The following is a 24,900-nucleotide window of genomic DNA, read 5'->3' as shown; positions in this document are numbered from 1 at the left end:
TGGGCTAACCACTGCAGAGGACATTGGAAATGGATTTCTCACCCATCATCGCGCAGGTCTGGGGCACGCTGGGCTGGTTTATTCCGGCTGCACTGCTGATCGGCTTGCTCAAGTCGCCCTGGGCTAAGGGCCATATTGGCGAACTCCTGGTGCGGCTCTTCGCCCATTGGCAGCTGGACAAGCAAACCTACCGCCGCCTGCACAACGTCACCCTGAACACTCCAGACGGCACCACGCAGATCGATCACGTATTCCTCTCGCCTTACGGCATCTTCGCGCTGGAAACGAAGAACATGAGCGGTTGGATATTCGGCAGCGAGAAGCAAGCGCAGTGGACGCAGAAGCTCTACAAGCGCACGTTCAAATTCCAGAACCCGCTGCGGCAGAACTACAAGCATCTCAAAGCCCTGGAAGCCACCCTTGGCGTTAACCCGGAGCACCTGCACTCGGTCATCACCTTTGTCGGCGGCAGTACCTTCAAAACCGAAGTCCCGGCCAACGTCACCCAGGGCATCGGCTTTATCCGCTATATCAAGTCATTCGAGCAGCCGGTATTCAGTGAGACTGAAGTCGACACAATGCTAAACACACTGCAAAACGGACGCCTCGCTCCAACCCTAGCCACTGAGCGTAAGCATGTGCAGCACCTCAAGCGGCGTAACGACCCGACCGCCGAGCGGCTGTGTCCCAAATGCGGCAGTGCTCTGCTCGTACGCACCGTGAAGAACGGCCCCAAGGCCGGTCAGCAATTCTGGGGCTGCAGCGCCTTCCCCAAATGCCGCACTATGCAACCCTTAACCTGATTTCCACACTTACAGCAGGTAGCAAGGATGTCCCTACCCACCTATGACCAGTTCATCGAGCCCATCCTGCGCTTTCTCGCCAGCCGCCCGGACGGTGTACTAGCCCGCGACGCTCATGAAGCAGCCGCCCGGGCGCTCCAGCTAAGCGAGGGACAGCGCCAGGAAACCATTGCTAGCGGTCAGGCCACTTATAAGAACCGCGCCGGTTGGGCTCATGATCGCCTTAAGCGCTCAGGACTCTCCAGCAGTGCCAAACGCGGCTTCTGGAAACTCACCGAAGCCGGCCAGGCCTTCGCCCAAGCGCACCCTGCTCCACTCTCCGCCGAGCAGGTCGAGCATCTGGCCGTGGATTTCATGGACGTGAAACTGAAAACCGCCAGCGACGCGGTGGCTCTGGACACGGAGCCAGACACCCCAATCGCCACCAGCGCCGCCACCGCTAGCCCCGAGGAGCGCCTGGAGCAGGCCCTGAAGGAGCTGCGCGCCAGCGTCGCAGGCGACTTATTGGACAACCTGCTGCAGGTCAGCCCGGCACGCTTCGAAGTCATAGTGCTGGATGTGCTGCATCGCCTCGGCTACGGCGCCAACCGCGAAGACCTACAGCAGGTCGGTGGTAGTGGAGATGGCGGCATTGATGGCGTGATCTCGCTGGATGCTCTGGGCCTGGAGAAGGTGTACGTACAGGCCAAACGCTGGCAGAACACTGTCGGACGCCCGGAGCTACAAGCCTTCTACGGCGCCCTGGCCGGCCAGAAGGCCAAGCGAGGCGTATTCATCACCACCTCTGGCTTCTCCGCCCAGGCCGTGGACTTTGCCCGTTCGGTCGAAGGCATGGTGCTGGTTGATGGCCAACGCCTGGTCAACCTGATGATGGACCACGAAGTCGGCGTGACCTCGCGCCTGCTCAAACTGCCACGCGTGGACAGTGACTACTTCGACGAGGAGCTTTAATCGCGTACTTGCATGGGGTGCAAGTGCGCACAAACAAAAAGGCCAGTCATTTCTGACTGGCCTTTTTGTTAGGGTTATTTGGTCGGGACGGAGTGATTCGAACACTCGACCCCTTGCACCCCATGCAAGTGCGCTACCGGGCTGCGCTACGCCCCGACGATGCTTCCGTGTTACCGGAAGCGGGGAGGACTTTACAATAAGCTGCTGAATTGTGGAAGTTTTTTTTACCGCTGCGGCTTACTTGCGAAGCACCAGCAGAACATCCTCGAGCTCGACAATCATCTGCCGGATCAGCTGCTTGTACTGGGTGGTGTCGTCCTTGGCTTCGTCGCCGGAGAGGCGCTGGCGCGCCCCGCCGATGGTGAAACCCTGGTCGTACAGAAGCGCTCGGATCTGGCGGATCATCAGCACGTCTTGGCGCTGATAGTAGCGACGGTTACCGCGCCGCTTCACCGGATTGAGCTGGGGAAATTCCTGCTCCCAGTAACGCAAAACATGAGGCTTGACGGCGCAGAGGTCGCTGACTTCGCCGATGGTGAAGTAGCGTTTGCCAGGGATAGGCGGCAGCTCGTCGTTATGACTTGGTTCCAGCATATGCCTCTACTCTGGCCTTCAATTTCTGGCCCGGACGAAAGGTGACAACACGGCGAGCCGTGATCGGGATTTCTTCGCCTGTCTTGGGATTTCGACCTGGGCGCTGACGTTTGTCGCGCAGGTCGAAATTGCCGAAACCGGACAATTTGACCTGTTCGTTGTCTTCCAGCGCGTGGCGGATTTCCTCGAAAAACAGCTCCACCAACTCCTTGGCTTCCCGCTTATTCAGGCCAAGCTCTTCATACAGACGTTCCGCCATCTCAGCTTTCGTCAGAGCCCCCATACGCTACTTCCTTAACGTGGCGTTGAACCTTTCTTCCAGCGAGGTGATGATGTTTTGCGTAGTTGTATTCACCTCATCGTCATTAAGAGTGCGCGATGGATGTTGCCAGGTCAAGCCAACGGCCAGGCTTTTTCTATGTGGATCAATGCCTTTACCGTGATACACGTCAAACAGTCTGAGGTCCGTCAGCCACTCGCCAGCAGCCTCGCGGATGGTGGAGAGCACGGCTTCGGCCGGCTGCTCGCGACCCACCAGCAGGGCCAGGTCGCGGCGCACCTCGGGGAAGCGTGACAGTTCGCTGAACGCCGGCATGCGCCCGGTGGCCACTTCGGCCAGTACCAGCTCGAAGAGGAACACCGGCTGATCCAGGCCCAGGGTCTTGGCCAGCTCCGGGTGCATCGCACCGAGGAAGCCGACCAGGCGCCCTTCCCGCTCGATACGTGCGGCCTGGCCCGGGTGCAGGGCCGGATGCTCGCCCGGCACGAAGCTGAAGGCATCCGCGGCGCCGGCATAGCCCAGCAGCGCTTCGACATCGGCCTTGAGGTCGTAGAAGTCCACGCTCTCACGGCCGTTGGCCCAGGCTTCCGGCAGGCGGCTGCCGCTGATCACGCCCGCCAGCATGGCTTCCTGCTTCAGGCCTTCGAGCTGACCGATGAAGCGCAGGCCACTCTCGAACAGGCGCACGCGCGACTGCTGACGGTTGAGGTTGTGCTCCAGTGCCTTGACCAGGCCCGGCCACAGCGAGGAACGCATGGCGGCCATGTCGGCGGAGATCGGGTTGGCCAGCTGCAGCGGCGCCACGCCCGGATTGAACAGCTCGAACAGCTTGGGATCGATGAAGCTGTAGGTGATGGCTTCCTGATAACCGCGAGCGACCAGCAGGCGACGCAGGGCCGGCAGCTCGGCACGCGCTTCGGCCTTGGCCTGCGGGGCCAGGCGCGCCTGCGGGTAGCGCACCGGCAGGCGGTTGTAGCCGTACAGGCGGCCCAGCTCTTCGATCAGGTCCACTTCCAGGCTGATGTCGAAGCGGTGGCTCGGCACGCTGACCTGCCACTGGCCGGCACCCTGGGCGACGGTGCTCAGGCCCAGCGCATTGAGCAGGCGCTCGACCTCGGCGTCGTCCATGTCCATGCTCAGCATCTGGCTGATGCGCTCGGCACGCAGGGTGATCGGCGCGACGTTCGGCAGGTCGGCAGCGCTGGCCACCTCGATGATCGGGCCGGCTTCGCCGCCGACGATCTCCAGCAGCAGCGCGGTGGCGCGCTCCATGGCGTTGCGTGCCAGCTGCGAGTCCACGCCACGCTCGAAGCGATGCGAGGAGTCGGTGTGCAGGCCATAGGAACGAGCCTTGCCGGCCACCGAGATGGTGTCGAAGAAGGCGCTTTCCAGGAACAGGTCGCGGGTCTTGTCGCTGACGCCGCTGTGCTCGCCACCCATCACGCCGGCGATGGCCAGGGCGCGGTTATGGTCGGCGATCACCAGGGTGTCGGCGCGCAGGCTGACTTCCTGGCCGTCCAGCAGAACCAGCTTCTCGCCCTCTTCCGCCATGCGTACGCGGATGCCACCGTTGATCTCGGCGAGATCGAAGGCGTGCATCGGCTGACCGAGTTCGAGCATCACGTAGTTGGTGATGTCGACGGCGGCGTCGATGCTGCGGATGTCGGAACGACGCAGGCGCTCGACCATCCACAGCGGGGTCGGCTTGGACAGGTCGACGTTGCGGACGACGCGACCCAGGTAGCGCGGGCAGGCCTTGGGGGCCAGCACTTCGACCGGGCGCACTTCGTCATGGGCAGCGGCGACCGGGGCGACGGATACAGTCGTTACCGGAGCGGCATAGATGGCGCCGACTTCGCGGGCCAGACCGGCCAGCGACAGGCAGTCGCCACGGTTCGGGGTCAGGCCGATCTCGATGCTGGCATCGTCCAGACCGAGGTAGTCGCGCAGGCTCTGGCCGACCGGGGCGTCTGCCGCCAGCTCCATCAGACCGCTGTTGTCGTCGCTGATCTGCAGCTCGGAAGCCGAGCAGAGCATGCCCTGGGACTCCACGCCACGCAGCTTGGCCTGCTTGATCTTGAAGTCGCCCGGCAGCTCGGCGCCGATCATGGCGAAGGGAATCTTGATGCCGGCACGGGCATTGGGCGCACCGCAGACCACCTGGAAGGTGGCGCTGCCGTTGCTGACCTGGCACACGCGCAGTTTGTCGGCGTCCGGGTGCTGTTCGGCGCTGAGGATCTCGCCTACCACCACGCCACTGAACTGGCCAGCGACCGGGATCACGGCGTCCACTTCCAGGCCGACCATGGACAGGCGGGCCACCAGCTCGTCGCGCGAAACTGCCGGGTTTACCCAGCTGCGCAGCCACTGTTCACTGAATTTCATGCTGTCTGTTCTCCTTAAGCGAATTCGATACGGGGCGTGCGGCTAGCGGAATTGCGCCAGGAACCGCAGGTCGTTATCGAAGAACAGGCGCAAGTCATTGACGCCATAACGCAGCATGGCCAGGCGCTCGACGCCCATGCCGAAGGCGAAGCCCTGGTATTTCTCCGGGTCGATGCCGGACATGCGCAGAACGTTCGGATGCACCATGCCGCAGCCCATCACTTCCAACCAGCCGGTCTGCTTGCATACGCGGCAGCCCTTGCCGGAGCACATCACGCACTGCATGTCGACTTCGGCCGATGGCTCGGTGAAGGGGAAGAAGGACGGGCGGAAACGCACGCCCAGCGGTTTCTCGAAGAACACGCGGAGGAACTCCTCGATGGTGCCCTTGAGGTCGGCGAAACTGATGCCCTCGTCGACCAGCAGGCCTTCGACCTGGTGGAACATCGGCGAGTGGGTGATATCGGAGTCGCAGCGGTACACACGGCCGGGGCAGACGATGCGAATCGGCGGCTGCTGCGATTCCATGGTGCGCACCTGTACCGGCGAGGTGTGGGTGCGCAGCAGCATGTTCGCGTTGAAATAGAAGGTGTCGTGCATCGCCCGTGCCGGGTGGTGGCCGGGAATGTTGAGCGCTTCGAAGTTGTGGTAGTCGTCTTCGACTTCCGGACCCTCGGCCACGTTGTAGCCGATATGGGTGAAGAACTGCTCGACGCGCTCGAGGGTGCGGGTGACCGGATGCAGGCCACCGGAGGCCTGGCCGCGGCCAGGCAGGGTCACGTCAATACGCTCGGACGCCAGCTTCTCGGCGAGCAGAGCCTGCTCAAGCACGGATTTGCGGGCGTTCAGGGCGTCCTGAACCTGATTCTTGGCAGCGTTGATCAAGGCGCCAGCCTGCGGACGCTCTTCGGCCGACAGCTTGCCCAGGGTCTGCATCAGGGCGGTCAATTCGCCCTTCTTGCCGAGATACTGAACCCGGAGCTGTTCCAGGGTGTTCACGTCTGCGGTGTTTTGCACGGCCTCAAGCGCTTGCGAGACCAATGCATCCAGGTTTTCCATGTACGGACTCCAGATACGAAATAGGGGAAGAGCTTGAAGGCTCTTCCCCTATCTTTGACGTTGCCACCGGGCGAACCCGGTGATTGTCGGGGGACTTAAGCCAGAACGGCCTTAGCTTTCTCGACAATCGCAGCAAACGCCGCTTTTTCGTTCACTGCCAGATCGGCCAGAACCTTGCGGTCGATTTCGATCGACGCTTTTTTCAGGCCAGCGATCAGACGGCTGTAGGACAGACCGTTGACGCGAGCACCAGCGTTGATACGAGCGATCCACAGAGCGCGGAACTGACGCTTGCGCTGACGGCGGTCACGGTAGGCGTATTGGCCTGCCTTGATCACAGCCTGCTTGGCAACGCGGAACACGCGCGAACGCGCGCCGTAGTAGCCTTTGGCGAGTTTCAGGATTTTTTTGTGACGAGCACGAGCGATAACGCCACGCTTAACACGAGCCATGAGTAATTACCTCTAAAATATCTTGACCGAATTAACGAACGCGCAGCATGCGCTCGACTTTTGCCTTGTCCGACGGATGCATCAGTTCGCTACCGCGAAGTTGACGCTTACGCTTGGTGGACATTTTGGTCAGGATGTGGCTCTTGAAAGCGTGCTTGTGCTTGTAGCCGGCAGCAGTTTTCAGGAAACGCTTAGCCGCGCCGCTTTTGGTTTTCATCTTTGGCATGTTTGGTACTCCGCATTCATTAACAACTGATAACCATCAGGCCTGCCAGTGCCCGGGAGGTTATTTACGCTTCTTGGGAGCGATGACCATCATCAGCTGGCGTCCTTCCAGCTTAGGATGCTGTTCTACGGTGCCGAGTTCGGCGAGGTCGGATTCGACCCGCTTCAACAGCTCCATACCCAGCTCCTGGTGGGCCATCTCACGACCACGGAATCGCAAGGATACCTTGGCCTTGTCCCCTTCATTAAGGAAACGTACCAGGTTGCGTAGTTTTACCTGGTAATCCCCTTCTTCCGTCCCTGGACGAAACTTGATTTCTTTAATCTGCTGCTGGTGCTGGTTCTTCTTCGCGATAGCAGCTTGCTTCTTCTTCTCGAACAGGTGCTTGCCGTAGTCCATGATGCGGCAAACTGGCGGGACTGCGTCAGCGGAGATCTCTACCAGATCCAGCTTGGCTTCTTCAGCCACACGCAGTGCCTCATCAATCGAAACAATGCCAACCTGCTCGCCGTCTGCGCCAATCAGGCGGACTTCACGTGCGGTGATGTTCTCGTTGATCGGTGCCTTTGGAACGGCCCGCTTATCCTGTCTCATTTCACGCTTAATAATGATTACTCCGAATCTTGGCGACCACGCCGGGAAACCGCTTGCTTGAGCTGTTCGGCGAACTGTTCCAGAGGCATAAAGCCCAGGTCGACACCTTCGCGGGTACGCACAGCAACGGATCGTGTCTCAACTTCCCTGTCGCCAATAACCAGGAGATAGGGAACCTTGAGCAAAGTATGCTCGCGGATTTTAAAGCCGATTTTTTCGTTTCTCAAGTCGGACTTGGCACGGAACCCGCTTTGGTTGAGAGTTTTCTCGACTTCCAGGGCAAAATCGGCCTGCTTGTCAGTGATATTCATGATCACCGCCTGGACCGGAGCCAGCCAGGACGGGAACGCACCGGCGTAGTGCTCGATGAGCATACCGATGAAGCGCTCGAAGGAACCGAGAATGGCGCGGTGCAGCATGACCGGACGGATACGACTGTTATCTTCGGCGATATAGCTGGCATCGAGACGCTCCGGAAGGTTCGGATCGTACTGCAGGGTACCGCACTGCCAATTACGACCCAGGCAGTCCTTGAGGGTGAATTCGATCTTCGGACCGTAGAAGGCGCCCTCGCCCGGCTGGTATTCCCACTCCAGACCGGACTCGTTCAGCGCATCCGCCAGAGCACCTTCGGCGCGATCCCACAGCTCGTCGGAACCTACACGCTTGGCCGGACGAGTGGACAGCTTCATCGAGATATCGGAGAAGCCGAAGTCGGAATACACCTGCAGGGTCAGCTTGATGAAGTCGGCCGCCTCTTTCTTCACCTGATCTTCGGTGCAGAAGATGTGCGCATCGTCCTGAGTGAAGCCGCGCACGCGCATGATGCCGTGTAGCGCGCCGGACGGCTCGTTGCGGTGGCAGGCACCAAATTCGGCCAGGCGCAGCGGCAGGTCGCGGTAGGACTTCAGACCCTGGTTGAAGATCTGCACATGGCACGGGCAGTTCATCGGCTTCACCGCGTAGTCGCGGTTTTCCGAATTGGTGGTGAACATGTTCTCGGCGTAGTTCGACCAGTGACCCGAGCGCTCCCAGAGGATGCGGTCGACCACCTGCGGAGTGCGCACCTCTACATAGCCATGCTCGCGCTGCACCTGGCGCATGTACTGCTCGAGGACCTGGTAGACGGTCCAGCCGGCCGGATGCCAGAACACCATGCCAGGGGCTTCTTCCTGCAGGTGGAACAGGTCCAGCTGCTTGCCGATGCGACGGTGATCGCGCTTCTCGGCCTCCTCGATACGCTGGATATAGGCAGCCAGCTGCTTCTTGTCCGCCCAGGCGGTGCCATAGATGCGCTGCAGCTGCTCGTTCTTCGAGTCGCCGCGCCAGTAGGCGCCGGAAATCTTGGTCAGCTTGAAGGACTTGAGGAAGCGCGTGTTGGGCACGTGCGGGCCGCGGCACATATCGACGTATTCTTCGTGGAAGTATAGGCCCATGGCCTGTTCGTCCGGCATATCGTCGATCAGGCGCAGCTTGTATTCCTCGCCACGCGCCTTGAACAGCTCGATGACCTCGGCACGCGGCGTCATCTTCTTGATGACGTCGTAATCCTTGTCGATCAGCTCGGCCATACGCTTTTCGATGGCGGCCATGTCTTCAGGCGTGAAGGGACGATCGCTGGCGATGTCGTAATAGAAGCCTTCCTCGATCACCGGCCCGATCACCATCTTGGCGTTCGGATAGAGCTGCTTGACCGCGTGACCGACCAGGTGCGCACAGGAGTGGCGGATGATCTCCAGCCCCTCTTCGTCCTTCGGCGTGAGAATCTGCAGAGTTGCGTCGTTTTCGATCAGGTCACAGGCGTCTACCTGCTTGCCGTTGACCTTGCCAGCCAGGGTGGCCTTGGCCAGACCGGCACCGATGGACTGGGCCACCTCGAGCACGGAAACGGGACGATCGAACGAACGCTGACTGCCGTCGGGAAGAGTAATGATGGGCATGGCGCCTCCTCTCCTAGTGGTGACCCCTACCAAAGGTCACGTGGGTTGGGATGAGCCAGGAAGCGATCCGGCGATATGCCTGCCAGACGATGGCAGGAGCCTTGCGGCAAACCGGGACAGACCGCAGTCACTGGAGGTAAACGAATCGCGGATGCTTCCAGAAAGCCGTAGCCCTGACAAGCAGCCAATAAAAAAGGGGTCGTATGTACGACCCCTTTCGGATTTGGTAGGCACAATTGGACTCGAACCAACGACCCCCACCATGTCAAGGTGGTGCTCTAACCAACTGAGCTATGTGCCTGCAATGGAGGCGCATTTTAGGGAGATCCGCCGGAGTGTCAACATCTTTTTCGCTAAGCCTCTGAATAAACGGATTTTTTGCTGCACAGTCAGGCGTTAAAAATTTTGCACGGAGGCTAGCCGGCGCTTTTTGACTCGGGTAGGATCGGCTCATTCCGTAAAAAATAAAGAACAAAGGTTCAAATATGGCGCACACACCCTACCCCCAGTCCTACTACGCAGCCTCGGCCAATCCTGTTCCGCAGCGCCCGGCACTGCAGGGCGAGACCGAGACCGATGTCTGCATCATCGGCGCCGGCTATACCGGCCTCTCCACCGCCCTGTTCCTGCTGGAGAACGGCTTCAAGGTCACTATCGTCGAGGCCGCCAAGGTCGGCTTCGGCGCCTCCGGCCGTAATGGCGGCCAGATCGTCAACAGCTATAGCCGCGACATCGACGTGATCGAACGCACCGTCGGCCCGAAACACGCCCAGCTGCTGGGCCAGATGGCCTTCGAAGGCGGCCGCATCATCCGCGAGCGTATCGCCAAGTACGACATCCAGTGCGACCTGAAGGATGGCGGCGTGTTCGCCGCCAACACCCCCAAGCACATGAAGCACCTGGAGTCGCAGAAGAAGCTGTGGGAGCGCTACGGCCACACCCAGCTGGAGCTACTGGATGAGAAGCGCATCCGCGAGGTGGTGGACACCGACAGTTATGTCGGCGGCATGCTCGACATGAGTGGCGGCCACATCCACCCGCTCAACCTGGCCCTGGGCGAGGCGGCAGCCGTGGAGTCGCTGGGCGGCATCATTTACGAGCAGAGCCCGGCGGTCCGCGTCGAGCGCGGCGCCAACCCGGTGGTGCACACCCCGGAAGGCCGGGTGAAAGCCAAGTTCGTGGTGGTCGCTGGCAATGCCTACCTGGGTACCCTGCTGCCGGAGCTCGCCAGCAAGTCCATGCCCTGTGGCACCCAGGTGATCACCACCGAGCCGCTGTCAGACGCGCTGGCCAAGAGCCTGCTGCCGCAGGACTACTGCGTCGAAGACTGCAACTACCTGCTCGACTACTACCGCCTGACCGCGGACAAGCGCCTGATCTTCGGTGGCGGTGTGGTCTACGGCGCCCGCGATCCGGCGAACATCGAGGCGATCATCCGGCCGAAGATGCTCAAGACCTTCCCGCAGCTGAAGGACGTGAAGATCGACTTCGCCTGGACCGGCAACTTCCTGCTGACCCTGTCGCGCCTGCCGCAGGTCGGCCGCCTCGGCGACAACATCTACTACTCCCAGGGCTGCAGCGGCCATGGCGTGACCTACACCCACCTGGCCGGCAAGCTGCTGGCGGAAACCCTGCGCGGCCAGGCCGAACGCTTCGACGCCTTCGCCAGTCTGCCGCACTACCCGTTCCCCGGTGGCCGTCTGTTCCAGGTGCCGTTCAGCGCTCTGGGCGCCTGGTACTACAGCCTGCGCGACAAACTGGGCGTGTAACCTCGCCACAAACGAAAACGGCGCCCCAGGGCGCCGTTTTTTATTCCGCTATCAACTCACAAGGCGAGGATGGCCTGGGCCAGCTGCATGTCGTTCACCTGCAGCTCTGGCAGCTTGCCGCGAATGTGCTGGAAGGCCGCCTCCAGGTGAGCGCCACGAATGTCGCCCTGGCTGGCGACGAAGCTCGCCGCATCGTCCTTGGCCTCGCGCACTACCTTGTCGTCACCGAACGAGGATGAGGTGACGTCGCTGGTCCCTTCCACTGAGTTGACGATACCGTCGGTGGTCACCACGAAACTGGTGGCGGCCGCCTGCAGACTGAAACCGAGGGCCAGCGCCGCCAGCCAATATTTGCTTTGCATGAGTGTCATCTCCCTATCGAACCGAAACCCTGAACTCAGGATAGCAGCCGCCCGGATCGACTGTCGCCAACTGCGGTAGAATGCCGGCCGTTTCCACATTCACGCAGCGCCCCATGTCGACCTCCCCGCAACGCCCAGCACCCTCCCGCCGCTTCTCCGTGGCCCCGATGATGGATCGGAAATAATCATCTAGCCCCGCCAGAAACGACAAGGCCCGCAGGGTTACCCCGGCAGGCCATGTACCAAATCCGTACCAGTCACCCTCGCCAGCTAGCCTCCAGCGACCGCTTCAGCGCCGTGTTGCTCGGCTTGGTCACCCCGGCCGCCTTCCGGTAAAGGTCAACCGCGGCGCGCACCTTGGTCAGCTCAAGCGGCGTAGCCCCCAGCACCTGCATGGCCACATACAGCAGCTCGTCGCACCGGGCCCTGGTGATCGGCACGGGCCGGCCATCGACGGTCAGCGACAGGTATTCACACAGCTGGTCGTGCATGACGTAGGCCTGGCCCAGCTTGCCCCAGGGCGAGACGACGTTCTGCACCAGACGCGGGATGGTTCCACCGTCAGACAGAATGCCGGCCGGTACGTCCGCCCACTGCCGCTCGCTGAGCATCAGCCGGAACCGGCCCAGGTTGCGCCAGTGGTCCTTGCCCAGTGCGACGCTGGCTTTCCGGTCATACCGGGTGTCGAGCGGGCCGTCGAAGTACGGGAAGGCGTTCATACCAACGCCTCAAGTGCCTGCGCATAGAGCGTGTCCCAGGTCTTGCGGTGAGGCCTTCCCGGCCGCCAGGTGCGCAGGTAGTAGTCCCAGGCCTTGCCGCACTCCCCAACCTTGGGCAGCGGCGCCGGATCGGTAAACAGCAGCAGGCGGGCGAAGGCCGCGGCCAGCACGTCGTCGAACTCCAGGCGCTGATAGACCTGCTCGGCCACTACCGGCACATCGCGCTCATCGCAGACAGTCACAGCCTGCAGGCGGGTCGATGGATGCCGCAGCACGCCAGCAACGCCGCCAGCTCGCTCGAACTGCCAGAAGCCGCGAGCAGGGCCGCCGATCTGCCTGCGATGGGTGAACCGGCTTTCCTGCAGGCCAATGGCGAGCAGCAGCACCGTGGCGCCCTGGCTTTCCATCTTGGCCGGCAGGAGCTGATAAGCAGGCTCGACGGCCTGCTGCAGGATCTCGGACAAGAGCATCAGTGCCCCCCCTTGCCCGGATCGTCACCGGAGACGGCACGCTGCTTTATTTGGGTGGCTACGACGATGGCAAAGCCCAGCGCGCTAGAAATCACCTTATAGGACTCGATCGATATCACATCCTTCAGTTCTGGAAGCGCCTCGCGCAGGATGCCGAGCAGGGGAATGGCCAGCGCCAGCCAGGTGCTGTAACGCTTCCACCAGTTACGCCAGTGCGGTACAGGCCTCATGATCCGAGCCCCTTCATAAGCAGCGGCCAGAACTTGTCGAACATCACCATGATGGTGGCAGCAGCGCCGAGCCCCCAGGTGATCTTCGCGCCCATATTCTCAACCGCGGCGTTGATCTTGCTGATGCCCTCTTCCAGGTGATCAAGTTTGTCGGCCTGGTTCTCAAACTGCTGTTCAAGCTTGGTCAGGCGTTCTGGCGAGTGCTCATGCCGGCGGTCCCACTGGTCAAGCCGATGCTTAACGACTTTCATGTCTTGCTCCAACGCGCCTATGCGGTCGCCCTGGTTACGGCTGGCTTCTGATGCGTGCACGGAATGGGTCCTTATAGAGTCGCGGCGGTGATAAAGAGCTGGTCGATGTCGGCCGTCGAGAGGCCAACGGCCTGGCCGAGCTGATCAACCCAGGGGTTGGCGCGCTCCCAAGTCGCGTTCTCGTACTCGATCTGGGCGGCCATCTGTTGGACCGGATCGGCGATGGCTGCAATAGCGGACTCGACGGCAGCGAGTTTTCCGGCGTGCAGCAGGGCTAGACGGGCTTGGCGCCGGCTGACTGCGTTGGGAATGGTTGGCGGCACTGCAGACCAGCCCGGGAATAACCAAACTTGACGAGCATCGGCAGGTGCAACGGGCACCTCGACGGAGCCAGGCGGCGGCGCCGCTGCGCTTAGGAGCGACTCCTGGTCCCATGCACCAAGATACGAGCCGCCTTCATTAACGAAGTGCTTCATGTCCAAGCCCTCAAGATCAGGCGCCAATTGGCGGCAGTCACAGTTGACGACGAGCCGGACGCGTTGTGGACGACACAGCCTGATCCACCACAGACCGCTCGGATGTTTGTGGTGTTTGCGCCATAGCCGTAGTTGTAACTTGAGGCCGAGGCCACCAGAGCCTCGATATTGACCTCGTCGTTCACCGACCAGCCGTGCTCGGCGGTCTTGCATACGAGATAAGCCCTCACAAGCTTGGGCTTCACCCCTAGGCCGTGCGCTAGGGTTACCACCCCGCCGGCTGTAATGGTCTGCTCGGCGCTGACGTACTCTTTAGTGAATGGCCGCAGTGGGGTGCCGTAGCTCAAAACCTCCACCACGTTGCTCGCCGTCGCCCGCAGGATGCAGGTGTCTCCTGCTTGGGCGAGGATGTCGGCGCCGCTCTGAGTCACGATGCTTGCGTTGTTGGTCAGGGTCGTGGCCGCGTTGAAGCGGACGAAGTAGGTCTTGCCGGCGGCGATCGTGAAGCCGGTAATCGTCACCCCCCCGGTCAGGTTGATGTGGCGAGTGTCGGGAGCCAGGGTGTTCAGGTTGACCGTGGCGGCAGTGGCCACGTCGATACGCAGGGCGTTCAGGTAGTCGGCGCTGTTCTGGTTCTGCCAGCTCGCACCGTTCCAGACACGGAACAAGTTGCTGACGGTGTTCCAGTAGATGGCGCCGGTGAGTAGTGCACTGCCATCGTTGTCGAGCGCGGGGTCAGCGTTCTTGGCGCCCAGGTAGCGGTCGTCGAACGCGTCGTAGGTGTTTGCCGCCGCCAGCGCTGCAGCTGCTGCGTTCGTCTCGCTCGTTGCGGCTGCCGATGCACTACCAGAAGCAGCCAAGGCTGATGCGGCTGCAGCTGCCGCTGCCGCTGCTGCGACCTCCGGTTGCTCCTCCAGCTCAGCCAGGGTCAGGTTGGATGGAATTGGGGCTCCAAGGGCATCGAAGGCAAGGACCTTCTCTGAGCGGATCGCTGCTACCGGCAGCGGCGGGATACCCTCTGGCTCCAGCGGATCGACGGCGAGTGCCCGGCCGTCGTCTCGGCGAAGCTCTTTGGCCGCCTGCCACAGCCTGTCGAAGTCGTTGTTGACAGTGCTGGCAAGGAAGTCGCCGTTCTCCTGGTAGTCGTCCAGGCGCTCGAACGGGATCACCAGCTGGAACAGCAGATCGCCCAGAGGGGCGACGTCGAAGGTGCAGACGCAGCTGGGATTGCCTACCCCGGTCAGCGTGAATCCGGAAGTGACCAGAACGCCGTCGAGCGTGATCTGCAGGTCTTCTGCTTCGATCAGCAGGAAGGGAATGGCGTAGACCGTCGCGATGCCGTTGGCTGCGTAACGCTTGTACGTTGGTCCGGATTGAACTGACATGACTAGCCCTCGGCGCTGGCGGGCTAGTAGTCGACCTGCACCTCGTGCACGCCCGCATCTGGGCGCCAATCGTCACGCCTCTGCTCGGTCGGTTTCCCGACTATCTTGCCGATGCGCACCGGGGTCTGGCTGATGGCGCCGGCGCCGGAGTCGAGGAAGTCATCTGGCTGGTTGCTGATGGCCGGGTTGAAGTCGCGCATCTGGTCCCAGAGCGGACCGCGCAGCACGTCGACATGGGCCCACAGGAAGCGGGCCGACAACGGCGACTCCAGGGCATCGAGGATGCGTTTCTGCTTGTTGACGGTGCTGTGCTCTTCCCCTACCCCGCAACCGGTGCCCTTCAGCGCCTGACGCAGGATGTTTGGCACGAAGCCGCCGGGGCCGTTGGTTTCGACGATCACCCGTGGGATCTGGTAGCGCACCACCAGGTCGCGGACCTGCACGACCTGGCCGCCGATGATCCGGTCCTTCGCATCGAACTCGGCCAGCTCGCCGACCAGCCCCTCGCAAACGTGCCAGTAGAGCTGGCCGCGCGCGTCGGTGAAGATCAGCGACAGCGCCGAGGCGTCGCTCTTCACCTTGCCCAGCGAACAGTCCCAATAGGCCACGGCGCCGACGATCTGCGTGCTGCCAAGGAACAAGCCGACCTGGCCGTTCGCCTGCCGGACAACCGGCTGCACGTCGTAGGGGATGATCTTCGCCGGATCGAGTCGCACCTCGGTGACCGGCTTGCTGTGCAGTTGATACTGGCTGTCCCATTCGTTGATCGTTCTGGTCTCGCGGCGGCGTCGTTCTAACTCGGCGGCATCGAAGCGATCTGGCCAGGCGCTGCCGGCGTAGCAGTCCACCAGGGTGCCGGGCGGTTCGCTGAAGGCGATCCCGTGTTTGGTGAGAATGTAGTCGCGCCCCTCCACCAGCAGGCGGGCATGCTTGCCGATGCCGGCGAAGACAACGTCCGGGCGGAACGGCACGTCATTGGCTGTCTCGGTAGCGGCATCGATCCGATGCTCGAGCTCGAACATGCGGATGGTCAGGCAGTCGGCGCCCATGCTCTCGACCTCGTCATAAAGGCTGTCGTGGGTGTGCGGCGTGCCGATGTACAGCTTCGAGCCACCGGGCACCAGGATGTGCGTCTGCTCGCCCAGGCGGTACCGGAGCTTTTCCCGCGCCTCAGGCGTCTGGATGTTGCGCGGCACTTCGACGTCATCGTTCTGGCACTCGTCGGCACGGGCAGAAGTGACGTTGGAGAGAATGCCCTTGGCGAACATCGAGGCATTTCGGAAGTCGGCGGCGCCCTCGACCCACCACTGCTCTACCGTTCCCTGGTTGGGTGGCAGGAGGTGCCGGGTCAATGGGTGGTTCCGGATTACGTTCTGCGTGTCGCGGCTGGTCTTGTAGGCGGTCGGGTCCGACTCGGACTGGTGCAGGATGCGAAACGTCGGGTCTTTGTAGTACCGCCAGGCGTTGTAGATCGCCAGCAGCGTCGACTTACCGAAGCCACGGAAGCAGCGCAGGACGGCTAAATTGCCCTTTCGCTCCAGCCAGATCAGCGCCTTGACGTGGATATCGGGCACCTGCCACCGCATGCGCCTGGCCCACATCATGAAGAAGACCAGCAGTGAGACCTTCGGCGGCTCAGTGGACATTCTGACCCTTTTGCATGCGGTCGATAATGGCCTGGGCCTCGCGCTCAGCGGCAGCCAGCTCGGAGTCCAGCTCGCCGACGGTATGGCCAGCATCCGGCGCCGGCCGCTGGCGGTTCAGCATGCCGGCGATGTTCACCACCTTCAGCAGCAGGGTCATGGACGCCGCGGCGTTCTTCTTGCACCAGTAGCGGTCGCCGCGCTCCTGCTGGGTCAGCTCGGCCAGCGGCGTGCCGTGGCCTGGCCAATGGTGCGGGTCGACTTCCTCGATGACAACTTCGCCGAGCCGTTCGCTCAGCGCCTGCAACCTGGTGATCTGGTCGTCTCGCATATCAGCGGCCTCCTACTGCGGCGCCCAGGTTCGGCGCACGGTCTGGCGTCTGGTCGCCCGGCTCCCACCAGAACGACTGGTTGAACTCCTGCCGCGCGCGCTTCTGCATGCGGCGCAGGTAGCCCGGAGAGAAAAACTCCTGCATCTGGTTGAACACCAGGTGATCGGTGGCGGCCTTGGTGTACCAGAGGTTGGCGAACGGGGTGTGACTCTTCGCCAGCCTGATCAGCTTGGCGCCGGTCTGGTTGACCTCCCCTGCTGCAGCGTTGTCTTTCAGGCCCCACAGCGCCTCTGCATCACCCGCTATTGGGCCGAGGAACGAAACTACGGCTGACTGCCCGCCCTGGGTCGAATTGCTGAACAGGAAGTCGGAGTAAAGCCCCAGGGCGCCGCCCTTCATCATCGAGGCGATACCGAAGCGCAGGCCGGGCACGCCGAGCGTGCCGTCGTCGGTGATGTCCTTCGGGTCACGGCCGGCGGCCAGCTCGCCAAGCTGGATGGACAGGCCGCCCAGCACCGTGGTGGTGGCGATCAACGCACCCAGGTACTTGGCCTTTCCCCATCCTGGCTGGGCCATCGCCCTGGCCCAATGCCGCATGATCATCGACACAGAGAAGCTCTTGAACTGCCAGAACGATCGCATGAGTTCCCCAGGGTAGGTGCCCCTTTCGAAGCGACCATGCATGAAACTCCGCTCCCGGGCGCCCGGCTCGATGATCGCCATATTGGTTTCGTCCAGCACCGTGCCCAGTAGTTTGGTGGCGGCCTGGTCGCGTAGGCGCTGCGGGGTGGTACCGGCCAGCCTGGCAAGGCCCTGCAGCTGCTGGTCCGTCAGCTTGTAGATGCTGCCGGCGGTCAGCACCGTGTCGCCAGCGCCGCGCCAGTCTTCCGGCTCGGCTAGGCGCCACACCTGCCAGTCGGTCTCGGTGACGCCCTTCCCTTCCAGGCGCAGCCGGTCGGCCTCATCCATGGCGCGCATCGAATCGAAGCGGCGCGACATATCGCCGATGGTGTCCATGAAGGTGGCGCCGAACGCCCGCTGCAGGCCCGACGTCATGGCGTTCATGCCAGAGGCCTGCATCACCTTGCTGGCCGCCGTCTGCGACCACTTCGAGGCCCGCCCGGATATCGCTTCAGTCGATCCCAGGCCATCGGCGCCGAACCGGTTCAGGCTGCCGATCAGCTGGTTAAGGCCCAGGCCGGCACGCATGGCCAGGCGCCGATCACCGGCGTCTGCTGGGTTGAGCATGCGCAGCTCGTTGGCGAACACCTTCATCACAGGCATGCCGTTCATGGCCGCGGTCAGCGCCAGCGTGCCCTGGTCGGTGACCGAGGTAAGTACCGCCGAGCCCAGGCGGGCCGAGACATTCAACGCCCGGTAGGTGTCGAAGCCGTTGGCGATGGCTGCCGATGCGGGCGGCGGGCGTGTGCCGGCCACTTCCTCGTAGAGGTATTCGATGCGGCGCCGCTGCTTCGCCGCCAGCTCGGCGGCCTTGGCCTGCTTCTTCCCGCCGGCGCCCAGCGCTTTCTCGACCTGCTCCTTCTGCCCCTGGTCGAGGAAGTAGCGCATCACGTTGGTCGGATTCGGCCCCAGGTTCTCGACCAGGGCGATGTCCCGCGCGGCCCGGTCGATGTGGCCGACCAGCAGCTCGAGCAGGGTGCGCTCGCCGTACTTCTGCTGGGCGGCAATGAACGACTCCGCGTCCTTGTAGTGGATCTGCCGCGACTCGTTGCCGTGGTTGGCCGTCGACGAGCCGACCGGCGCCCGTCCGGGCTCCAGCTTGTTGACGCCGCCGGTGGCCAGGGTCGTCCAGGCGTGCTCGAGGAACTCGCGCAGCTCCACGTCGTTCATCGGTGAGCCGTCTTCCTTGACGTAGCGGGAGCGGTCCGCCCAACTCAGGTGGTCGCCGACCCAGTCGCTCTGGCTGCGCGCGACCTTGATCTGCGAGTGATCGCGCGGCATGGCCCAGTCTTCGAGGAAGCCGACGTCGCCGCCGGCCCGGTTGAATCGGGTTCGCAGCGCCTCGGCCGTCTCGCGGAAGGCCTTGGCCGCCACCTTTGCCGCCGGCACCCCGCTGTCCTCGCCGTGCAGCTCGCGCACGAGCGCCAGGTTGCCGGCCTGGTCCTGCAGCAGGCCGAGGAACTTGCCCTTGGTCAGGTCGATGACATCGAGCATGCGCGACAGCGAGTCGTCCCGGATCGCCCGGGTGGCCGACTCGATCGACTGAATGCCGCTCTTCCCGTCGGCGCTGAACGCCAGCAGCCGATCCAGGCCTTCGAGCGGCCGGTCTGGGAAGCGCTGCATGTAACTGCTGATGCGGTCGTGCGCCATGATGGTCAGCGCAACGCGCTTCTTCTTGAGCTGCTGCTCGGCGACCAGCTCCTGGCCTGCCTTCTGGGCGGCCTCGGCCAGACGGTCGGCGGTGGTCTTGGTCTGCCAGGTTGGGTCGGACTGGGCGAGCTGGCGCATGTTGCGCCGCAGGCGGTCCTCGATGCCCTTTAGCTCTGGCTGGGTGAGGGATCGGCCGATCGCCTGGGCGACGGCCATGGCGCATTCTGGACGCATGGCTTACCTCCGATGTGTGGAGGCAAGCCTATGGGGGGTCGGTAGTCGGTTTCCCGACTATTCACGCTCCGCGCTGCAGGAAGCAAGCAGCCGCTGCCGCGAATCCATTGGACTCCTGCTGGGCGCGTTGAATGTCGGCATCGGCATCGGAGAGCAGCTGGCGGGCGGACACGGTGACGGGCTTTCCATCGGCATCGATGGCGCCGGTGGGCAGTTGCATGTCGTCGACCCTGGCCATGATCTCGTCGACGACGGCAAGCTCTGGATCTGCAGCCCGCGCGCCAGCCTCTGGCGATGCACTATCGGGCGTGGTTGATGCACCTTTCGCCCCATCCGTTGCACTTTCCGCCGGTTCTGATGCGGGTTTCGCCGTTTTCGATGCCGAGGTGACTTCCGGTTTTGCCACACCCTTTGAGGCGCCGATATCCAGAGGCCTGGCCACCAGGGTCGGCTCTGCGCGCTCCAGGTCGTCGAGGATGCGGATGATCTCCTGCTGCGCCACCTCGCGCATGCTCAGCCTGGTATTCCCCTCTGCCACCTGGTTGGCCAAAGGCCGGCGCTGGAAACCCTGCTCCATCTCAGCAGCCCTAGCGGTAACCCGCTCCTCGAAGCGCGCCGGCAGCTCGCCGCGATCCATCGCCGCCAGCTCGCCCCTGGCCTGCTCGGCGGCACGGTTGCCGTCAAGCTGCTCGGTGATGGCCTGCTGGCGCTGCTCGACCTGCGCCCGCTCCTGCTGGATGGCCTGCCGAGCCTGAGCTTCCGCCTGCTTGCGGCTGGCGCCCTGCTCCTGAAAAGCCTTGGCCCGCTCGCGGAACGTGGCGTCGAGCCCGTCTACCGTGCGCCGCAGGCCGGCCAGCTCGGTTTTCAGGTCGCGGACGTTGGGCACGGCAAGGGCCGCCTGCTGTTCTAGCTCGGCGCGGATGATCGGCAGCGCCTCGGCCCGGGCACTGGCCTCGATATCGGCGCGCGGTGGGCGAATCGGCGGCAGCTCGTCCGCAGAGCGCAGAAAATCCACCGTGTGGATGCTGTCCGGCAGGCTGACGGGCTCCCCACGGGTTACCTGCTCGATCGCCATGCGCAGCGCTTCCTGGTGCGCAACGGCTGCACGCGGAGTGGTCGGCGCACCTGGCGCGGTGTCGATATCGGCGTGCACCGCCTGGCGCTCAGTGAGGGCGGCGTCGATCTGCTGGGTGTTCGGCCGGCGGACGCTGGCACGACCAAGGCCGAAGAACGCGGCGCCCAGCACGGCGTCGGTCAGCACGGCGGTGCCATCCATTGCCCGGTACTGGGCGGCCTGGGCGGTGTAGCCGTTGCTCTCCAGCAGCGAGGCCGTGGCACCGCGACTGGCCATACCGATGGCGACGTTGGCACCGACGGCGATAGCGGCATCGCCGAGAATGGGCTTCACGAATCGGGCAGCCGGCAGGCCTGCGCCAACGGTGGTGGCAACGCCCTCGATCAGGCCCTGCGCGGTTGCCGTGGCGTCATCGACGCCATCGGCCTTGGCGACCTGCGTGGCGGTATATCCTGCTGGTGCACCTGCAGCCAGAGGGCCGGCGACGATGCCGGCGGGGCCGGTGAGCAGCGCGGCAGCTGCAGTGCGCGGCAGGACCTCGGCGGCGGTGTTGAGTATCTGGCCGGCCACGCCGACGGTTCGCGGGTCTGCGCGCAGCTCCTGGACGGCCTCTGCGGTGTCCTTGCTGAGCCGCTGTTGCTCCTGCTGCTGCGCCTCAATCTGTTCGTCCGCCTCATCGGGGAAGTACAGGCTGCTGATCGCCAGGTCCTGCTCGAAGGAGGCAGAGCCTGCGGCCTGCATCATGTTGCTGGCCGAGATACCGCCGAGCTCCAACGCATCACCGAAACCGGTGCCGAAACCTTGCCAGACGCCGGTCTGCGGCCCTTCACTGGTGAACTCGATCCGCTGCGCCTGGCTAGCCAGTTCGGCTTCGTCTACCCCATCATCTAGCCAGGTCATCGCGCTTTCACCACCATCGGTTGATTGGTCTTCGGATCGATCTGTGCGCGACCGCCGTTCATGAGGTAGTAGGCGCCAGACTGGCCAGGCACAGGCATCAGCGGCATATCCTCCAACTGGTCGAGCGGGAAGCCGGACCGCTCGGCCAGGCCCTGCAGCTGCGAATCGACCAGGCCATCGAACTGCTCGTCGCTCATGCCATAGGGCTTGATCACCTTGGCGCCGGCACGCTCGCCGATCCCGCCGGTGGCCAGCAGCAGCGCCTCGCTGGCCAGATCGTCGTCGACGCCCTTGTCGGCAGCGTCCGTACCGGTCAGGCCGCGCGGCTGAGCCAGCCCGGCGTACAGGGTGCGGAACGCGGTATAGGCCTGCTCGCGCTGTGCGGTGCCAGCGGGCAGCGACGCGCCAATGCCCTCGTCGAAGGCCAGGCGCATGTCCTTCTCGGCCGGCAGCTGAAACGACTTGTCGGCCAGCACCTTTCCGCCGACCAGCAGGGTCTTGGCCACATCTACATACTGGCCTGTCTTGGCGTCGGCCGGGCCCTTCAGCCCTGCATGTTGGGCCATGCCCGCCAGTTGGGTGACCGGCTCATCGGCGGAAACCGCCTGCAGCACCGCCTTGTAATCGGAACCCGACGGCGATGCCGCGGAGAGAACGCCCAGAATCTGCAGCTTCGCGGCGTCGTCGGCCTGGCTGAGCACTGCCTTCAGCATATCCGCCTCCTGGGGGAGCAGCGGCATACGGGCCACCTGCGGGCCGTACTGCTGGCGCATGGCGTTGACCGTGTCGAAGCGCTCGGCGATCTGGCCGGCCAGAGCCGCCTGCCCTTCCGGGCTGGTGATCGCGGACATATCCAGCGGAGCAACACTGCTCCCGGTGCGAGCGGCGTTGAACAGCAGGGGCTGGTCGCGCATCAGCTGCATGTTCGCCGTGACGGCCCGGTCGAGGCGATCGAGGTTCGCCACCTCGGAGACGCTTGCGCCGGTCTGGGCGATCTGGGCGCGCTTCTCCTGGATGTACGTCTGCTGGGCGCCGAGCGGCATGCGCAGCACCTTCTGCACCTCGTTCATCTGCTCGATGCGGGCGTTGTACTCGCCAGCCACCGACGTGCCGGCCAGCGAGGCCTGCCAGATCTTCTGCTCCGCAGGACTCGGCGGAATGCCGGTGGCGGCCTGCCGGTCCATCTGGTCGAGCACGCGCATGGCCTTCATCTCGCGCATTTCGGCCTGGCGCTGCTGGTGCTCCTGCACCTGGTAGATGCGACCGGTGACGGTGTTCAACAGCTGGTTGCGCTTGTTGGGGTCCAGCTTCTGGGCATAGAAGCCGTCCTCGGCGGTAAGGTCGTGCTCGATCTGTTTCAGGTCGGCCAGGCCCTCGCGGGCGCCGATCACCCGCTGCGTCGCGTGGGTGGTCCAGTTGTCGTCCTTGAACTCCTGTTTCTTCTGGTCCCAGGCCTCGCCCCAGGCCATGCGGCCGGCGATGTCGATGTCTTCGGCATCCATCCGGGCATTGATCTGGTCGATGTTGGCACCAGGCAGGGCAGCGTCCTTGCCCAGCAGGTCCATACGGCTGGTGATATCGGAACGGGCGGAATCGATGCGGGCGCCGGCAGCAGCCTCGCGCACACGGTCCAGGCCGCTGATCTGCAGGCGCTTGAGTGAATTGCCCACTTCGCCGGCGGCAATCTCATCAAGACCGGGAGTATCCAGCGGGGTGAGCTTGGACGCTGCCGAGTTGTACGCCTCCTCGGCCTTCTCCCAGCTGAGCTGCCCGGTGCGCATCTTCTCGCTGATATCGGCGCCGATGGTCTTCAGCTGGGATTCTCGATCGATCAGCGCGTTACTCGCCTTCACCCGCGCCAGCGCCTGGTCCTCGCGGTTCTTCTGGTCGATGACGTTCATGGCCGCACCCTGCACGGCACCGGCCATGGCCAAGGCGCCGCGGTTGCTGGCGTCAGGCGTAACGACGCGCCCCTGCTCTGGGGCAGGGACGGCACGAGGGGCGACGAAGTTGCCCATTGGGATCTGTGCCATTACGCGGCCCCTCCCTGGCGAGCTGCCGAGCCATTGGCGCCGGCGCTGCCCTTCCAGCCGCTGTAACCCTGGGCGGCGCTGGCCAGCAGCGTCGCGCCTGCTTGGCCGTTCGCGTTGGATCTGGCCTGCGAGCCGGCCAGCCGGTAGTTGCTGGCGTCGGTGTTCAACCGCTGGGCCTTGTTCGCCCCACCGAAGACGGTGAGCGCGGCATCTTCCTCGGCGTTCTGGTAGATCTCGCGGTTGATGTTCAGGGCGGTACCCTCGCCCACCTCAACGCCAGAAGCGGCCAGCGCGGCATTGGCCTCGCTCGCCTGAATGCGTGCCAGCTTGCGGATGCGCTCGGCCTGCACCATGGCCGCGCTCTTCTCGGTCTTGGCATCGGCATCAGCCTGCTCAGCCTGGGCGCTGGCGTTTAGCTGCTGCTGTTTGCCCGACTGTACGGTGGTGTAAGCGCCATAGACCGCCGATGCGGCCGCAACGCCGTAGGCTACTGCTGCTGTGTATCCAGACATATGGCTACTCCTTTCGGGGCCGGCGCGAGGCCAGCAAGTCGGATTCGTGGGTGAACTCTGCTTCCGCTTCCTCCACCGTGGCGGCGCTGGTGGCGAAGAGCATGGACAGGTCGGTATCGGCATGCGCCCGGAACACCTGCTTGCGCCCGGCCTGACCCGGCAGGACGTGGTAGCCGGCCAGCTCCATCGACTCGCCTCCGATGAAGACGGTGGCATGGCCAGAGAGGATCAGCAGCGTCGGGATACGGATAAGCGCGCCAGTGATCACCACACCGGCCGGAATGCGGATGGTGCGGGCATATAGTCCGGCATGCAGGTGGTGGATGGTTTCGATCTCCACCTGCGGCAGCTGCAGCAGATAGTCCTGCAACTGGGCGACGTGGGCGACATCGTCCCGACTCATAGCGGGCAGGCCTTGGGCCGCCGGCAACACCTGGCTCATGCCAACCCCCTGATGAATACTCGGTTGGCCTCGCGGTAGCCGCTACGCGGCAGCACCACGGCAAGGCGGCCAGCAGCAGGCGCGCTGACCATAAGCGCGGCGGCACCCAGCTCGCGTGCCAGGTGTTCCGCCGCGCGCAGCAGCTTGAGCCCGGCGCCGCTTCTGCGGGCCCCAGGCGCCACGAAGAATGACTCCATGGCGCACACCCGGCGACCGGCATAGTGCGGTAGGCCGTAGACCAGCACGGATGCCAGGCCGACCAGCTCAGGGCCGAACGCTCCGATGATGTGCAGCGCACCCGCAGCCTCCATGGCCCGGTAGGTCTCGAAGCTGGCGGACACCTGGCCGAGCTCAGGCATGCTGGACTCGGCGCCGTACTCGGCCAACAGCAGCTGCAGGGTGCCGGCGGCCTCAACCTCGGCGACAGTGCATGGACGAATCAGGACAACCAT

26 protein-coding genes and 2 tRNA genes are annotated in these 24,900 nt (G+C 63.6%); 3 read left to right on the top strand and 25 right to left on the bottom strand.

The window, feature by feature from the left end; genetic code table 11:
- Positions 1–29 precede the first annotated feature (29 nt).
- Both FFS62_RS06860 and FFS62_RS06855 read left to right on the top strand, forming a co-directional pair.
- Positions 30–803 carry a nuclease-related domain-containing protein gene (locus FFS62_RS06860; protein ID WP_137972023.1) on the top strand — a complete coding sequence of 258 codons (774 nt, stop codon included), beginning with the start codon at positions 30–32 and terminating at the stop codon, positions 801–803.
- A 27-nt stretch (positions 804–830) separates the two neighbouring features.
- Entirely contained in the window at positions 831–1,754 is a 924-nt protein-coding gene (locus tag FFS62_RS06855; protein ID WP_137972022.1) for a restriction endonuclease, read from the top strand.
- Positions 1,755–1,833: 79 nt separating this feature from the next.
- Here the strand turns inward: FFS62_RS06855 and FFS62_RS06850 are convergent.
- From FFS62_RS06850 to FFS62_RS06800, 10 genes are all read right to left on the bottom strand, one after another.
- Positions 1,834–1,910 (bottom strand) — tRNA-Pro (locus tag FFS62_RS06850).
- A gap of 81 nt (positions 1,911–1,991) precedes the next feature.
- Positions 1,992–2,348, bottom strand: coding sequence for a MerR family transcriptional regulator (locus FFS62_RS06845; protein WP_137972021.1), 357 nt, complete (start codon positions 2,346–2,348; stop codon positions 1,992–1,994).
- Entirely contained in the window at positions 2,329–2,631 is a 303-nt protein-coding gene (ihfA, locus tag FFS62_RS06840; protein WP_002553164.1) for an integration host factor subunit alpha, read from the bottom strand. Before ihfA ends, FFS62_RS06845 begins: the two co-directional genes overlap by 20 nt.
- Positions 2,632–2,634: 3 nt before the next feature.
- Positions 2,635–5,013, bottom strand: coding sequence for a phenylalanine--tRNA ligase subunit beta (gene pheT / locus FFS62_RS06835; protein ID WP_137972020.1), 2,379 nt, complete (start codon positions 5,011–5,013; stop codon positions 2,635–2,637).
- A 42-nt stretch (positions 5,014–5,055) separates the two neighbouring features.
- Positions 5,056–6,072 carry a phenylalanine--tRNA ligase subunit alpha gene (pheS, locus tag FFS62_RS06830; RefSeq protein WP_137972019.1) on the bottom strand — a complete coding sequence of 339 codons (1,017 nt, stop codon included), beginning with the start codon at positions 6,070–6,072 and terminating at the stop codon, positions 5,056–5,058.
- Positions 6,073–6,167: 95 nt separating this feature from the next.
- Complete coding sequence (gene rplT / locus FFS62_RS06825) at positions 6,168–6,524, bottom strand: 50S ribosomal protein L20 (RefSeq protein ID WP_003243409.1); 357 nt, start codon at positions 6,522–6,524, stop codon at positions 6,168–6,170.
- Between the two features lie 31 nt (positions 6,525–6,555).
- Positions 6,556–6,750: a 50S ribosomal protein L35 gene (rpmI, locus tag FFS62_RS06820; RefSeq protein ID WP_021701550.1), complete on the bottom strand. Its 195-nt coding sequence runs from the start codon at positions 6,748–6,750 to the stop codon at positions 6,556–6,558.
- 60 nt (positions 6,751–6,810) lie between these two features.
- Positions 6,811–7,362, bottom strand: a complete 552-nt coding sequence (infC, locus tag FFS62_RS06815; protein ID WP_171016291.1) for a translation initiation factor IF-3 — start codon at positions 7,360–7,362, stop codon at positions 6,811–6,813.
- A complete protein-coding gene (thrS, locus tag FFS62_RS06810; protein ID WP_137972017.1) occupies positions 7,362–9,284 on the bottom strand; it encodes a threonine--tRNA ligase in 1,923 nt (640 codons plus the stop codon). Before thrS ends, infC begins: the two co-directional genes overlap by 1 nt.
- Before the next feature lie 224 nt (positions 9,285–9,508).
- Positions 9,509–9,585, bottom strand: a tRNA-Val gene (locus tag FFS62_RS06800).
- Positions 9,586–9,769: 184 nt separating this feature from the next.
- On the opposite strand from FFS62_RS06800, the gene FFS62_RS06795 reads away from it, so the two are divergent.
- Positions 9,770–11,053 carry an FAD-binding oxidoreductase gene (locus FFS62_RS06795; protein WP_137972016.1) on the top strand — a complete coding sequence of 428 codons (1,284 nt, stop codon included), beginning with the start codon at positions 9,770–9,772 and terminating at the stop codon, positions 11,051–11,053.
- A gap of 56 nt (positions 11,054–11,109) precedes the next feature.
- Here FFS62_RS06795 and FFS62_RS06790 read toward each other — a convergent pair whose 3' ends face one another.
- From FFS62_RS06790 to FFS62_RS06720, 15 genes are all read right to left on the bottom strand, one after another.
- Positions 11,110–11,415: a DUF2388 domain-containing protein gene (locus FFS62_RS06790; protein ID WP_137972015.1), complete on the bottom strand. Its 306-nt coding sequence runs from the start codon at positions 11,413–11,415 to the stop codon at positions 11,110–11,112.
- A gap of 257 nt (positions 11,416–11,672) precedes the next feature.
- Positions 11,673–12,134 (bottom strand): DUF1353 domain-containing protein, encoded by a 462-nt coding sequence (locus FFS62_RS06785; RefSeq protein ID WP_137972014.1) that lies wholly within the window; start codon positions 12,132–12,134, stop codon positions 11,673–11,675.
- Entirely contained in the window at positions 12,131–12,604 is a 474-nt protein-coding gene (locus tag FFS62_RS06780) for a hypothetical protein (RefSeq protein ID WP_137972013.1), read from the bottom strand. The genes FFS62_RS06785 and FFS62_RS06780 overlap by 4 nt, the downstream gene beginning before the upstream one ends.
- A complete protein-coding gene (locus tag FFS62_RS06775) occupies positions 12,604–12,834 on the bottom strand; it encodes a hypothetical protein (protein WP_137972012.1) in 231 nt (76 codons plus the stop codon). The genes FFS62_RS06780 and FFS62_RS06775 overlap by 1 nt, the downstream gene beginning before the upstream one ends.
- Complete coding sequence (locus FFS62_RS06770; protein ID WP_256662127.1) at positions 12,831–13,085, bottom strand: hypothetical protein; 255 nt, start codon at positions 13,083–13,085, stop codon at positions 12,831–12,833. The genes FFS62_RS06775 and FFS62_RS06770 overlap by 4 nt, the downstream gene beginning before the upstream one ends.
- Before the next feature lie 71 nt (positions 13,086–13,156).
- Positions 13,157–13,561, bottom strand: coding sequence for a hypothetical protein (locus FFS62_RS06765; protein ID WP_137972010.1), 405 nt, complete (start codon positions 13,559–13,561; stop codon positions 13,157–13,159).
- The gene (locus FFS62_RS06760; protein WP_137972009.1) at positions 13,558–14,946 is read right to left on the bottom strand and encodes a hypothetical protein; all 1,389 of its coding nucleotides are present in this window, start codon (positions 14,944–14,946) and stop codon (positions 13,558–13,560) included. Before FFS62_RS06760 ends, FFS62_RS06765 begins: the two co-directional genes overlap by 4 nt.
- Positions 14,947–14,969: 23 nt before the next feature.
- Positions 14,970–16,592, bottom strand: coding sequence for a phage terminase large subunit (gene terL, locus FFS62_RS06755; protein WP_137972008.1), 1,623 nt, complete (start codon positions 16,590–16,592; stop codon positions 14,970–14,972).
- Positions 16,582–16,920, bottom strand: a complete 339-nt coding sequence (locus FFS62_RS06750) for a hypothetical protein (protein WP_137972007.1) — start codon at positions 16,918–16,920, stop codon at positions 16,582–16,584. The genes terL and FFS62_RS06750 overlap by 11 nt, the downstream gene beginning before the upstream one ends.
- Position 16,921: 1 nt before the next feature.
- Entirely contained in the window at positions 16,922–19,486 is a 2,565-nt protein-coding gene (locus FFS62_RS06745; protein ID WP_137972006.1) for a hypothetical protein, read from the bottom strand.
- 61 nt (positions 19,487–19,547) lie between these two features.
- Positions 19,548–21,461, bottom strand: a complete 1,914-nt coding sequence (locus FFS62_RS06740) for a hypothetical protein (protein WP_137972005.1) — start codon at positions 21,459–21,461, stop codon at positions 19,548–19,550.
- Entirely contained in the window at positions 21,458–23,494 is a 2,037-nt protein-coding gene (locus FFS62_RS06735) for a hypothetical protein (protein WP_137972004.1), read from the bottom strand. The genes FFS62_RS06740 and FFS62_RS06735 overlap by 4 nt, the downstream gene beginning before the upstream one ends.
- A complete protein-coding gene (locus FFS62_RS06730; RefSeq protein WP_137972003.1) occupies positions 23,494–24,006 on the bottom strand; it encodes a hypothetical protein in 513 nt (170 codons plus the stop codon). The genes FFS62_RS06735 and FFS62_RS06730 overlap by 1 nt, the downstream gene beginning before the upstream one ends.
- A 4-nt stretch (positions 24,007–24,010) precedes the next feature.
- Complete coding sequence (locus FFS62_RS06725) at positions 24,011–24,448, bottom strand: hypothetical protein (RefSeq protein WP_171016273.1); 438 nt, start codon at positions 24,446–24,448, stop codon at positions 24,011–24,013.
- Entirely contained in the window at positions 24,445–24,900 is a 456-nt protein-coding gene (locus FFS62_RS06720) for a GNAT family N-acetyltransferase (protein WP_178084351.1), read from the bottom strand. The genes FFS62_RS06725 and FFS62_RS06720 overlap by 4 nt, the downstream gene beginning before the upstream one ends.

It is taken from the genome of Pseudomonas sp. F(2018) (assembly GCF_005508865.1).
In the GTDB taxonomy this organism is placed as follows: Bacteria; Pseudomonadota; Gammaproteobacteria; order Pseudomonadales; family Pseudomonadaceae; genus Aquipseudomonas.
Note: the sequence above shows the minus strand (reverse complement) of the source record. Positions and strands in the feature narration are given on the sequence as shown.